Annotated in this window: 9 protein-coding genes; all 9 read right to left on the bottom strand. The window is 64.0% G+C overall.

Annotation, left to right across the window (positions count from 1 at the left end):
• Window positions 1-25 precede the first annotated feature (25 nt).
• The gene (locus tag BSY238_RS04155; protein ID WP_069038032.1) at window positions 26-2,116 is read right to left on the bottom strand and encodes a TonB-dependent receptor plug domain-containing protein; all 2,091 of its coding nucleotides are present in this window, start codon (window positions 2,114-2,116) and stop codon (window positions 26-28) included.
• A gap of 179 nt (window positions 2,117-2,295) precedes the next feature.
• On the bottom strand, window positions 2,296-2,946 hold the full coding sequence (locus BSY238_RS04160; protein WP_069038033.1) for a LutC/YkgG family protein: 651 nt from the start codon (window positions 2,944-2,946) through the stop codon (window positions 2,296-2,298).
• Window positions 2,943-4,361, bottom strand: a complete 1,419-nt coding sequence (locus BSY238_RS04165) for a LutB/LldF family L-lactate oxidation iron-sulfur protein (protein ID WP_069038034.1) — start codon at window positions 4,359-4,361, stop codon at window positions 2,943-2,945. Before BSY238_RS04165 ends, BSY238_RS04160 begins: the two co-directional genes overlap by 4 nt.
• Window positions 4,362-4,367: 6 nt before the next feature.
• Window positions 4,368-5,129 (bottom strand): (Fe-S)-binding protein, encoded by a 762-nt coding sequence (locus BSY238_RS04170; RefSeq protein WP_069038035.1) that lies wholly within the window; start codon window positions 5,127-5,129, stop codon window positions 4,368-4,370.
• A 5-nt stretch (window positions 5,130-5,134) separates the two neighbouring features.
• Window positions 5,135-6,127 (bottom strand): D-alanyl-D-alanine endopeptidase, encoded by a 993-nt coding sequence (gene pbpG, locus BSY238_RS04175; protein ID WP_069038036.1) that lies wholly within the window; start codon window positions 6,125-6,127, stop codon window positions 5,135-5,137.
• Between the two features lie 123 nt (window positions 6,128-6,250).
• Window positions 6,251-7,378 (bottom strand): patatin-like phospholipase family protein, encoded by a 1,128-nt coding sequence (locus tag BSY238_RS04180; RefSeq protein ID WP_069040440.1) that lies wholly within the window; start codon window positions 7,376-7,378, stop codon window positions 6,251-6,253.
• Between the two features lie 97 nt (window positions 7,379-7,475).
• Window positions 7,476-9,749: an NADP-dependent malic enzyme gene (locus BSY238_RS04185; RefSeq protein WP_069040441.1), complete on the bottom strand. Its 2,274-nt coding sequence runs from the start codon at window positions 9,747-9,749 to the stop codon at window positions 7,476-7,478.
• A gap of 180 nt (window positions 9,750-9,929) precedes the next feature.
• Window positions 9,930-10,658, bottom strand: a complete 729-nt coding sequence (locus BSY238_RS04190; RefSeq protein ID WP_069038037.1) for a transglycosylase SLT domain-containing protein — start codon at window positions 10,656-10,658, stop codon at window positions 9,930-9,932.
• A gap of 418 nt (window positions 10,659-11,076) precedes the next feature.
• The gene (locus tag BSY238_RS17945; protein ID WP_083223912.1) at window positions 11,077-11,973 is read right to left on the bottom strand and encodes a hypothetical protein; all 897 of its coding nucleotides are present in this window, start codon (window positions 11,971-11,973) and stop codon (window positions 11,077-11,079) included.
• Window positions 11,974-13,072 lie beyond the last annotated feature (1,099 nt).

Below are 13,072 nucleotides of genomic sequence, written 5' to 3' on the forward strand. Positions count from 1 at the left end.
CGCGAAGCCCGTGGCGGGCCAGTGCTCAGTACCAGCTGGTGCGCAGCGTCAGCCGAGCCTGGCGACCGACTGCGTTGAATGGGGTGCGGCTGCCCTGGTCATCGTTGAAGGTTTCGTAGCGCGGACCGATGTCGGTCACCGCAAATGCGGCTTCCCACAAGGAGTCACCGCTGCGGAATTTCTTCGCGATGCGCGCATCCAGCGTCTGATAGCTGTCGACCCGCTCGCTGCCGCTGAACCAGCGGGCGGAATTGACGCCATGCAGCGTGGCCGAAATCGACCAGTCGCGCGGCAGCGACTCGAACCAGGTCAGCGACCAGGTCGACGACGGAACCGTGTCGCCATAGCAGACGCGCCGCGGATCGCAGTTGGCGTCGGAGCGGATGCGCGGAATGGCCTGCGAAAACCAGATTTCGCGCCCGTCACCGCGATAGCGGTATTGATACTCGATGCCCTGTATCGTCACCGCATCGCCGTCGATGAAAGTCACGCCGGTCTCGAGATAGTCATTGTCGCGATAGCGCGTTTCGGTGATCAAGTGGTTGAAACGCTCGTGAAACAGTCGTACATCAAGTGTGGATGCGCCGAACTGCCCGACATAACCGAACTCGACCGAATCGAGGCGTTCCGGCTGCAGCGAAGGGGTGCCGACGTAAGTGCGCCGCGAACGACCCTGCTTGAATCCGTCCGCCAGCAGCGGCCCTGCCACCGGGTCGAGCGCGGTCAGTGCAGCCGCCACTTCCGGAAAGATGAAGCGGGAATCACCCCGGGTTTCGATGAGCGCCGGATGACGGTAAGCACGACTGACGCCGGCCTTCAGAGCATGGTTGGGTGTCGCATGCCAGGTCGCGAACAGGCGCGGCGAGGCCTGCGGGCTGCGATCGCGGAAACGCTCGATCATGTTGCCGGCATTCAGGGTCCAGCGGTCGTTCGGCCGCCATTCGACATTCGCCGACACGCGCACGAAACCGTCGGATTCCTGGCCGGTCAGGAAGAACATGCGTTTCGACTTCAATTCCTCGTGGCGCAGTTCAGCGCCCCACGCCACCCGCCAGTCCTGCGCCGGAACGAAGCTGTGCTGGAAGTCGATGTTCTGCCGGGTGGCCGAGCGGTTGTAGTCGATAGGCAGCGGCAGCGAACCGATGGAGAAAAACGGAAAGCCGGCATCGATCAGACCCTGATTGACCACGTCGGCCGCTTCGCCGAACCACTCCTCGCGCCCCCGGTCCTCATTGCGGTAATAGCTCACCGACCATTCGTTGTCGGTCGCCACCAGCCGCCGGAAGCGCAGATGCATGAAGCGGTTGTCGGTGAGCGATTCGCGGAAGCCGTTCTCGTTCGCGCTGTTGCCGGTCACGCCATAGGGATAGCCCAATTCGCGGCGCCCCTTGTTCTGCCCGGCCGTCAGGCTGATTTCGTCCGAGCTGTTCAGCGTCAGGTCGGCGCGAAAGGTAGTCGAATTCAGTCGTGCGTCGTCATGGCGATCATCGAAACCGGCATCGCCCATGGTCCGCGCATTCAGCGCGATGCTCAGTGGACCGAAACTGTGCCGCAGACGCATCGACGCATCGGCCACATCGCGATTGCCGCGGCTGACCGAAATGCTTGAACGCGGACCGTCCTGGCTGCTGCGGGTGACGATGTTGACCACGCCCGCCACGGCGTTCGAGCCATAGGTCGTGGCATTCGAGCCACGGACCACCTCGATGCGCTCGATCTCTTCCATCGTCAGCGGCAGCGCGTCCCAGTCCACGTAACCGAACAGATAGGGCGAATAGACCGAACGACCGTCGATCAGCACCTGCATGCGGTTCGGATTCAGCGAACCCAGGCCGTGATAGAAAACCGCTGGCGAGTGCCCGGTGTCGCTCATCACGTTCATGCCGGGCACCAGGCGCAGCACCTGGGTCAGACGGCGATAGCCGAGACGTTCGATGTCCTCGCGCGTGATCAGCGTGACCGCACCCGGTGCATCGTCGATGCGCTGCGGCATGCGGGTCATCGACAGCACGACCGGCAGGTCATCGAGGTGCGGCGCTTCGGGTTGCTCGGCGGCCACGGCAGGCTGTCCGAACAGGACGGCGCCGCTCACCAGCGAAGCGACCGGCCAGCGCATGCGAAAACGCCTCAACTGCGCGCGCTCCGCTGCGCCGGACGCGGCGTGCACTGGCATCGGGTGCGATTCGGAAGACTCAATTCGGGATTACTCCGGTTGGCCACGACGACCTCACCAAGTGGCAAAAAGCAGCGATTATCCGTCAAAGCGCCCGTTCGGCGCATGCCCAGCTCCGCCGCCTACCCCACGATAAGCAGATGCACCCGGTACGGTCCGTGCGCGCCGAGCACGATGGTCTGTTCGATGTCGGCCGTGCGCGACGGCCCTGACACGAAGTTGACGGCACGCGGCCAGGGGTCGAGTGCGTCGCGCGCGACCGCGAATGCAGCTTCCATGTCGGCCACGATGTGTTCGCGCGGCACCACGGCTATATGCGTCTCCGGCAACAGGCTGTTGACTGCCGGCGACTGGGCGCCGGAACACAGCATCAGCGTGCCGGTTTCGGCGATGGCGCGAAAACAGCCGGTGACGCCGACCGGATCATCACCGGTTGCCGCGCCGATGCGCACATCCAGACCGCTGGCCGACCAGTCCAGCCCGGCCAGCGCCGGGGACACCACGACCCGGTGCCCGAGCCCCTGCGACGCCAGCCAGCTGGCGCAGCGCGTCGGCACATCGGAAAGCGCGGGACATTCATCCACGGTGGAAATCAACGCCTCCGCCCGGTCGATGAAACGCGCCGCCAGATCGCCACCGTACGACGGTCGTGGCCCGGTCCGGGATGCGGTGATCACCTGCTCGACATGCTCGCGCGCCGCCGGGGTGCCGACCGGTTCGCGCCCGATGCGCTGGCGCAGCCGGCCGAGAATGTCGTCGCGCGCGCTGCTCATCGCCCGACCCTGCGCTGGCGCGCCGCGTACTGATCGCGGAAGCTCTGTGCGGCCGGCGCCGGAAAGTCGCGCTCGGCGGTCCAGCCCGGGGCGACGCCCATGGCCTGGATGCGGTCACGACCATCGGCCAGCCAGCGCAGATAGCGCACGGCAAAGCGCACGCCGCGCGCATACAGCGCCGGACGCTGTGCCACCCAGGCCCACAGGCGCATCGACAGCCGCTCGCTCCACGGTCGCAGGCCGGCATCGACCTGCTTTTCGCGCAGCTTGCGCATCAGGTCGGGCAGCGGGATCGATACCGGACACACCACGCCGCACTGATTGCACAGCGTGGCCGCCTGCGGCAGATCCTTCGCCTTCTCGAGCCCCTGATAAAGCGGCGTCAGCACCGACCCCATCGGCCCGGGATAGACCCAGCCGTAGGAATGACCCCCGATGGTCTGATACACCGGACAGTGATTCATGCAGGCGCCGCAGCGTATGCAGCGCAGCATGGCTTCGAAGTCGCCGCCGATCAGATCGGCGCGGCCACCGTCGACCAGCACGAAATACATGTGCTCCGGCCCGTCGGCATCGCCCTCGTGCTTCGGACCGGTCAGCAGCGACACATAGTTCGAGATGGCCTGTCCGGTCGCCGAGCGCGGCAGGATGCGCAGCAGCGTCGCCAGATCGTCCAGCGTCGGAATCACCTTTTCGATGCCGGTCAGCGCGACGTGCACGCGCGGCATCGTGGTGCACATGCGGCCATTTCCTTCGTTGGTGACGATGGCGACCGATCCGGTTTCGGCAATCAGGAAGTTGCCGCCCGAAATGCCCATTTCGGCACCCAGAAATTCCGGCCGCAGCTTTTCGCGCGCCTCGCGCGTCAGTTCGACGATGTCGGTCTTGGCCGCCGTGCCATGCACGCGCGCGAACAGTTCGGACACCTGCTCCTTCGACTTGTGGATCACCGGCATGATGATGTGCGACGGTGGCTCGTTGTCGTTGATCTGCAGGATGTATTCGCCCAGATCGGTCTCGACCGGACGGATGCCGGCGGCTTCGAGCGCCGCGTTCAGTCCGGCTTCCTCCGACACCATGGACTTTGCCTTGACGACGGTTTTCACGTCGTGCCGGCGCGCAATGTCGATCACCAGCCGGCAGGCCTCGTCGCCGTCGCGCGCCCACAGCACGGTGGCGCCGCGGCGGGTGGCTTCCGCCTCGAAGCGTTCCAGCCAGAGGTCGAGATCGCGCAGCACCGACGCCCGGATGTCCGTGGCGCGGGCACGCACCGCATCGAAGTCGTCCAAACTCGACAGCGATGCCAGCCGCGCCGCGGCATTGCGGCCTCGCGTGCGCTGCAGGTTGCGCTGCAGTTCGGTGTCGTCGAGTCGCTGGCGCACGCGCGACACGAAATGCATGGAGCGGATTTCCATCGCGCGTCAGTCCGGGTCGAGCCGGCCGGCCAGCAGCTCGGCGATGTGGATCACCTGTGTGTCCTCGTCACCGATGCGGCGCAACCGTCCTTCGATATTCATCATGCAGCCCAGATCGCCCAGCGCCACGGTGCCGGCGCCGGAAGCGCGGATGTTGTCGCACTTGCGCTGCGCGATGGCGCCGGAAATATCCGGGTACTTGACCGAGAACAGGCCACCGAAGCCGCAGCACTCCTCGCATTCGCTCAGCGGCTTCTGCTCGACGCCAGGCATGCGGTCGAGCAGCGCGCGCGGCTGGCGTTTGACGCCCAGTTCGCGCAGGCCGGCGCAGCTGTCGTGATAGGTGACCGTACCGGCGAAGTCGCCCGGCACTTCGGTGACACCCGCCACGTCAGCCAGGAACTGCGTCAGTTCGAAGGTCTTGGCAGCCAGCGCTTCGGCACGCGTGCGCCATGCCTCGTCGTCATCGAACAGGTGGGGATAGTGCGTGCGGATCATGCCGGCACAGGAGCCGGACGGCGCGACGATGCAGGAGAAACGTTCGAATTCGGCGATGAGCTTCTGCGCCAGCGCACGCGCGCTGCGCACGTCGCCCGAGTTATGGCCGGGCTGACCGCAGCAGGTCTGGGTGTCCGGCACGACCGGCGTGTAGCCGGCCGCTTCGATCAGCTTCAACGCCGCGAACCCGATCGACGGGCGCATCAGATCCACCAGGCAGGTGACGAACAGGCCGACTTCGCCACGGCTGCCGGGAGGCCGCGTGCTCATGGCTTTCAGCCCGCTCCGGCACCCTGAAGCGCCAGGTGTTCAACCCAGCGGCGGATGCGGTTGGCGTCACCGATGCGGGTCAGACGTCCCCACGAGTCGAGCAGCACGATGACCACCGGCTTCTGGTTCAGCCATGCCTGCATGACCAGGCATTTGCCGGCTTCGTTGGTGAAACCGGTCTTCTGCAGCGCGATTTCCCAGTCGGAACTCGATACCAGCGCATTGGTGTTGTTGAAATGCAGCGTCTTGCCCTTGACCGCGAAGGAACCATCGCGTGTGGTCGAGAACTCGCGGATCAGCGGATAGGTGGATGATGCCGCGACCATCTTGGCCAGATCGCGCGCCGACGACACATTGTGCGGGTCGAGGCCGGTACTGTCGAAGAAGCGCGTATCGGCCAGCCCCAGCTCGATCGCCTTCTGGTTCATGGCGGCGATGAATGCGCGCTGACCGCCCGGATAGTGGCGCGACAACGCGGACGAGGCGCGATTTTCCGACGACATCAGCGCCAGATGCAGCATTTCCTCACGCGTCAGGCGGGTGCCGATGGCCAGACGCGAGCGCGTGCCCTTGAGCTGGTCGATGTCCTCTTCCGACACGACGAGCACTTCGTCGAGCGCCGGGCGCGCGTCCAGCGCGACCATGGCCGTCATCAGCTTGGTGATCGAAGCGATCGGCACCACCGCGTCCGAATTGCGTTCGAACAGCACTTCACCCGAAATCTGGTCCTGTACCAGCACGGATGCGGATTTGACGTTCGGAAGGCCGAGCGCGTCGAAATCGGGCTCATGAGGCACGCGTGGCGCGACAGCGACCGATTTGCGGGAAGTCTTTTTGACGCTGGCCTGCTTGATGCGCTTCGACTGGGCGGCCTTGGCGACCTTTTTCTTCGAGGAGGACTGTGCGGCGGAGGTGTTGCCAGCGGCTTCGGAGGGCGGTGCGACGCCCAGACCAAGCACGACTGCGGTGCAGCTGACCATCAGGTATTTCAGAAGCATGCGTGGGACCCCTGGTGGCGATTTGATTGAGTAAAGAGTCTACCCGTCGAAGGCAATTTTTCAAACGAAAATAAGGCCATGGAAAGCATTCTTATGGCGGTTTCGCGATTGTGACGAAGGTATTCACGGCGCAATCACGGCTGGCTTGAGGCCGAGGAAGTTCACCACATCGTCTGCGCGCGCCATCGTATCGCGATAGCCGAGGTCGATCAGCGCCCGGGTATAGGGCTTTTCGAACAGCAGATAGCTGGCCAGGCCACCCCCTGCTCGCTTGGTGCCGCCAATGCCGCCCAGCAGCGTGCGGATGCCGAACGGCAGCGCATCGACGTGACGCGCCGCGATATCGTCCAGCCGCTCCGACGGTGCAATCACCAGCGTTTCGATCGGTCGCAGCGGCAAGCCCATTTCGGCCATCACATGATCCGGTACGCGACCGAGAATGTCGTTCACGCGCTGCAGCTGTTCGATATCTATCATCAGCTGATCGAGGAAGATGCTCGCCAGCGCATGGCCCGCCACCTGGGCCAGCGAGGGGTAGATGTCGCCCCGACGACGCTGGTCCTTTTCGTTCATCCGGCTGACGCCGATGATGAAGATGCGTTCGGCCCCGAGGTGCACGGCCGGACTGATCGGTGCGAGCTGGCGCATCGAACCGTCGCCGAAATATTCGCGATTGATCTTGGTGGCGGGAAATATGAAAGGCAGGGCGCTCGAGGCGAGCAGATGCTCGACCTTCAGCGGTGTGCGCGAGGCGGCGCGCTGCATGCGCTTCCACGGCTCGATGTGTTCGCCACCTTCGAAAAAGGCGACGCTGTCGCCCGAGGTGTAGCCCGAAGCGGTGACCGACAGTGCGTACAGCGCACCCCTATCTATGGCGCGCTGGATGCGGCTGAAATCGAGTCTTTCGGTCAGCAGTTCGCGCAGGGGCGTGTTGTCGAGCAGCGACTTCGGGTAACGATCGACCGCCCAGCCGAACATCAGCGCCATCAGCCATCGGGCACCGGTGCGAGCAAGCCCGAGGTTGTCGGCGCGATAGACCTGTCCGGCATGGAAGTTTCGCCAGATGTACAGCAGGTTGTCGACGGCGTCGCCGAAGTCCTCGCTGTAGACACCCAGCGACACGGCATTGATGGCGCCGGCCGACGTGCCGCACAGGATGGGAAAGGGGTTGATGCGCGTGTCGGGCAGCAGATCGCGCACCGCCGACAGGACGCCGACCTGATAGGCGGCGCGCGCGCCACCCCCGGACAACACCAGCGCCGTCCTCGCTTGCTGCACCAAGCCTCCCCTTCTGGCCGCGCATGCCGGTTCCAGCCGGCATGCGTGCGTCAGTGCACTGCGCGGGTCTTCAGCGTATCTGCCCCGCCTCGACCACGGTCAGTGCTGTCATGTTCACGATGCGCCGCACGGTGGCGGTCGGCGTGAGGATGTGCACCGGACGCTTGGCACCGAGCAATATCGGGCCGATCGTCATGCCCTCGCCGGCTGCGGTCTTCAGCAGGTTGTACGAAATGTTCGCCGCATCCAGCGTCGGGAAGATAAGCAGATTCGCTTCGTCCCGCAATCTGGAATTGGGGAAGATGCGGGTACGGATGTCGATGTCGAGCGCCGCGTCGCCATGCATTTCACCTTCGACTTCGAGATGCGGGTGGTCGGCGTGCAGCATTTCCAGCGCGCGGCGCATCTTGTCGGCGGTCGGCGTGTTGTCGGAACCGAAGTTGGAATGCGACAACAGCGCAATCCTCGGTTCGATGCCGAAGCGACGCGCTTCCTCAGCAGCCAGTACGGTCATCTCGACCACCTGCGCAGCCGTCGGGTCGTAATTGACATAGGTGTCGCACAGCATGACGGTACGACCCGGCAGGTTCAGCAGATTCATTGCATAGAAGTTGCTCAGGCCATCCTTGAGGCCCAGCACATTGCGCACGAATTGAAGGTGGCGCGTAAAGTGGCCGAATGTGCCGCAGATCAGGCCGTCGGCGTAACCCAGCCGGGTCAGCAGTGCGCCGATCAGCGTGGTGCGGCGGCGCGCTTCGAGCTTGGCGTAATCGACCGAAATGCCCTTGCGCTCGGTCAGGCTGTGATAGAGCGTCCACAGCTCCTTGTAGCGCGGGTCGTTGTCCGGCGTGACCAGTTCGAAATCGACCTCGGGCCGCAGCCGCAGGCCCAGTTTCTGGATGCGTGACAGCACGACGTCGCGGCGACCGATCAGTATCGGTCGTGCCATGCCTTCGTCCACCACGTTGCGCACCGCGCTCAGCACGCGCTCATCTTCGCCTTCGGCGTAGATGATGCGTTTCGGATTGCGCTTGGCTTCGGCGAACACCGGTTTCATGACGAGGCCGGATATCCACACCAGATTGTTCAGTTGCTGGCGATAGGCTTCGAAGTCTTCGATCGGGCGCGTCGCCACGCCGGAATCCATCGCGGCTTGTGCCACGGCCGGTGCGATCTTCACGATGAGACGCGGGTCGAACGGCTTCGGAATGAGGTACTCCGGCCCGAATGACAGGGGTTGCTCGCCGTAGGCGGCACGCACGATTTCGCTCTGCTCGACCTGCGCCAGTTCGGCGATCGCCAGCACCGCGGCCAGCTTCATTTCTTCGGTGATCGTGGTCGCGCCGACATCTAGCGCACCGCGGAAGATGAACGGGAAGCACAGCACGTTGTTGACCTGGTTCGGGTAGTCCGAACGTCCGGTCGCGATCACTGCATCGCTGCGCACCGACTTCACCTCTTCCGGCAGGATTTCCGGCGTCGGGTTGGCCAGCGCGAAGATCAGCGGGCGCGGTCCCATGCGCATCACCATGTCGGCCTTCAGCACGCCACCGGCCGACAGGCCCAGAAACACGTCGGCGTCGCCGATCACGTCACCCAGTGTGCGCGCGTCAGTCACCTTGGCGTAACGCGCCTTCAGCGGCTCCATGTCTTCCTTGCGACCTTCGTACACCACGCCCTTGATGTCGGTCACCCAGATGTTCTCGACCGGCATGCCGAGCAGCACCAGCAGATCGAGGCAGGCCAGTGCGGCCGCGCCGGCACCGGAGGTCACCAGTTTGACTTCGCGGATGTCCTTGCCGACCGCCTTCAGGCCATTGAGTATTGCGGCGCCGACGACGATCGCCGTGCCGTGCTGGTCGTCATGGAAGACCGGAATCTTCATCCGTTCGCGCAGCTTGCGCTCGATGTAGAAGCACTCCGGCGCCTTGATGTCTTCAAGGTTGATGCCGCCGAAGGTCGGTTCCATGCTGGCGATGATGTCGACCAGCTTGTCCGGGTCGCGCTCGTCAAGCTCGATATCGAACACATCGATGTTGGCGAACTTCTTGAACAGCACCGCCTTGCCTTCCATTACCGGCTTGGCGGCCAGCGGACCGATCGGGCCGAGGCCCAGAACCGCCGTACCGTTGGTGATGACGCCGATCAGATTGCCGCGCGCCGTGAGCGAACTCACTTCAAGCGGGTTGGCGACGATTTCCTCGCACGCGGCGGCAACGCCGGGCGAGTAGGCGAGCGAAAGGTCCTGCTGGTTGGTCAGTGCCTTGGTCGGTACGACGGAAATCTTGCCCGGACCGGGCTTGCGGTGGTAGTCCAGCGCGGCAGCGCGAATATGTTCGTCCATGATGAACAGCAAATCCTCCGATCGAGTGATACGACACTGCGACCACGACCCACCTGGTGGGTGGGCATGGTGCAGTGCGAAAACTCAGGATTTTAGCTGTTCGGCGAGCAGCGCGGGCTGTGGTTTACCGTTGGCTGTCGCTTATCGAACACCGGGCGAGCGCCCGGGCGGCTGCATGCCTCAGATGGCAGCCTGTGCCGTCTGCATCGGCGGCGCGAACAGGCCCTGCAGACGGCGGTACTCGTTCAGTACCTTGTTCGAGTACACCAGATCCGGATCCTCGATCGATCCGACATAGCGCTGCAGGCCGCCTTCGACCGATCCCGCCGAGCGGATGTACTCGCGCAGCACCTGCGCGCCGACATGGATGCTGATGCGCGGTTCGAGCAGCGTCGCGTCCGGCCCGTGCAGCGCAAGCTTCTCCGGGTGGAAACGCGGAATGACCTGGGTCAGGCCCTGCGCTCCCCACACGCTTTCGGCAGTCGGGTTGAATGCCGACTCGACGGAGATCAGCGCCACCAGAAGCAGAGGATCGATCCGGTACTGTGTGGCTGCGGAATAGATGTGCGGAATGTATTGCTCGACCGCAGCACGGGCCACGCGATGACGGCGCGACACCTGGTCGATCAGGGCCTTCTGCTGTGCAGACAGCTTCTGCCCGGACGCCGGCGCCTCGTCACGCGTCATGATGAAGTCGAGCGATGACGGCGCATTTCCACTGGCCGGCTCGATCGCATTGATCAGCGAAAACTCGGGCAGCGACGGCATGATCTGCGGTGTCAGTCCTGCTTCCGATACCCGCATTCCGATGAATACGCTCACCATCACACCGACGGCGAGCAAACCGCCATGGGCGAAATGAACGACGATGGCGAAGACGCCCTTGAAAACCGAATACAGCTTGTTCATGCAGCACTCCTTTCGAACGTCCGCGCGTCGCCTCGCAACGAGGTACGACGGATGTCTGAGGGATCCTTGTCAGGGATCGTTGCCGTGACGCGCGTCAAACACGCGTACAGGGGCTTTTCGATCGCATGATTCGCGGCATGGGGATATGCCGGAACATCTGGACAGTCTGATCAGCGCTGGGCGCTGTCGGACCACGTTGAAACAGCGGATGACGTTGTCGTGATGGACACTCATCCGGAGGGGCGACCAAGCAACCCGGCCGCGATAGTGCTGATTCAGCGGAGTTTCGTCAAGTAAAGCTTCGTAAAGCGAAGTGTCGGCAGGCGCCGGCGCTTGACTGAAAATCAGGAAGGGACGACAGCGAAGCGGAAAGAAAAAACCGTGGAGGCACGAAGGCCTCCACGCGAGCAGAAAACGCTCAGGACGGGCGTGAGCCTGTCGGGAACGGCCATGCAGCAGCCGGATTCAACGATGACTTGATGCCCGGTGTGGCAGCCGTCGACGGCGTTGCAGGCGCGGGAGCAGCGGGCGCCGGCGCCGGATCGGACGACTTCGAAACCACTTTCGTCGCAGCCGGTGCAGCCACCTTCTTCGCAGCGGGCTTCGCTGCCGGCTTGGCTGTGGCCTTCGCCGGTGCAGCCTTCTTCGCAGCGGGCTTTGCCGCCGGCTTGGCCGCAGCCTTCGCCGGTGCAGCCTTCTTCGCAGCGGGCTTTGCCGCCGGCTTGGCCGCAGCCTTCGCCGGTGCAGCCTTCTTCGCAGCGGGCTTCGCCGCCGGCTTGGCCGCAGCCTTTGCCGGTGCAGCCTTCTTCGCTGCGGGCTTTGCCGCTGGCTTGGCCGCAACCTTCGCCGGTGCAGCCTTCTTCGCAGCGGGCTTCGCCGCCGGCTTGGCCGCAGCCTTCGCCGGTGCAGCCTTCTTCGCAGCGGGCTTCGCCGCCGGCTTGGCCGCAGCCTTTGCCGGTGCAGCCTTCTTCGCAGCGGGCTTCGCCGCCGGCTTGGCCGCAGCCTTCGCCGGTGCAGCCTTCTTCGCAGCGGGCTTTGCCGCCGGCTTGGCCGCAGCCTTCGCCGGTGCAGCCTTCTTCGCAGCGGGCTTCGCTGCCGGCTTGGCCGCAGCCTTCGCCGGTGCAGCCTTCTTCGCAGCGGGCTTTGCCGCCGGCTTGGCCGCAGCCTTCGCCGGTGCAGCCTTCTTCGCAGCGGGCTTTGCCGCCGGCTTGGCCGCAGCCTTCACCGGTGCGGCCTTCTTCGCTGCAGGTTTCGCAGCAGCTTTACTCGGGGCACTCGCCTTCTTCGCCCCCTTCTTTGCGTCAGCTTCAGCCATGACTACTCTCCTCTGGATAACAGGAATTGACAGCACCTCAGCCCCTCCGGTGGCGGAAGGTCCGTTCACGACGGTGCGCACCCTGCGCATCGCCAGGAACACTTTTCGGCCCATGCAGATCGCTCCGCATCTGCCAGCGGATCACCTATCCGCAGGACGCCCGGACAACACATGTCGTCCGGATGTCCGGTTCATCTTCGTATGCAGCCCGACGCTGCTTACGACATTCAAAAGTACTAATGAAGGCGGGATCGCTCCATACCGTGAATTCCTTCGCGTGTATCGACCCTGGCCATCGCCCGGGAACGCGCAATGGCGGTCATGCATTGCGCCGCCTTCGCGTGCACGACGCATGCAGACCTGCATTGACCGACCTCGTGCGGAACGGACCCACGCACACGGTGACGACAGGATGGGAGGGCGGATGAAATGGCCGATCGCGATCGGCTGTTCGGGGTTTGGACCGGGGGAGATGCAATCGACTTCATCGGGGACAGGCGACCCGAATCGCCGGTCAGCGCGATAACTGACAAGAGGCTTGAAGATTTCGTCACAAGGGACTGATTCATGGGCCGAAAGTATTACATAACCATCAGGTTTTAAAGCAACAATCCACACAAAAGTCCAGATTTTTTTCCGACTTTTGACCTGCGTTTCAGACGATTATTCCCTCGGCATTGCCAAAAGCGCTCCGGACCGGCGTCCTGAAACCGTTGCCGGGAAAGGATCACAGCACACCGGCTATTTCTCGAAGCAGCGCTTGCAAGGGATTTCCGGCTGACTTGAAAGTGTTGCGAAGCTGCCATTGATCTGCGCCGCAGAACGGTACCCGTAGTGTGCTGCAGCGTCCGGATAACTAGATACAGCGTCTTGCGCCCAGCGATTTTCTGACTTCGACCACGCCGGCACTTCGCTCCGCGGCGCAGCCGGCGCCGGCGCACAGGGCCACTGCACAAGCGCCCCCCGCCATGCGAGTGCCCGCCACATTGGGCACGGGTTGAACTGCGCAGATCCAGCAGTCCGGCACGCCACCGACCGACAGCCGCACGTGACGATGATCACCGTGCTTTCGAGTGCGCTCACGCGTTGCAGATGGACG

This window comes from Methyloversatilis sp. RAC08, from assembly GCF_001713355.1.
Taxonomy (GTDB): Bacteria; Pseudomonadota; Gammaproteobacteria; order Burkholderiales; family Rhodocyclaceae; genus Methyloversatilis.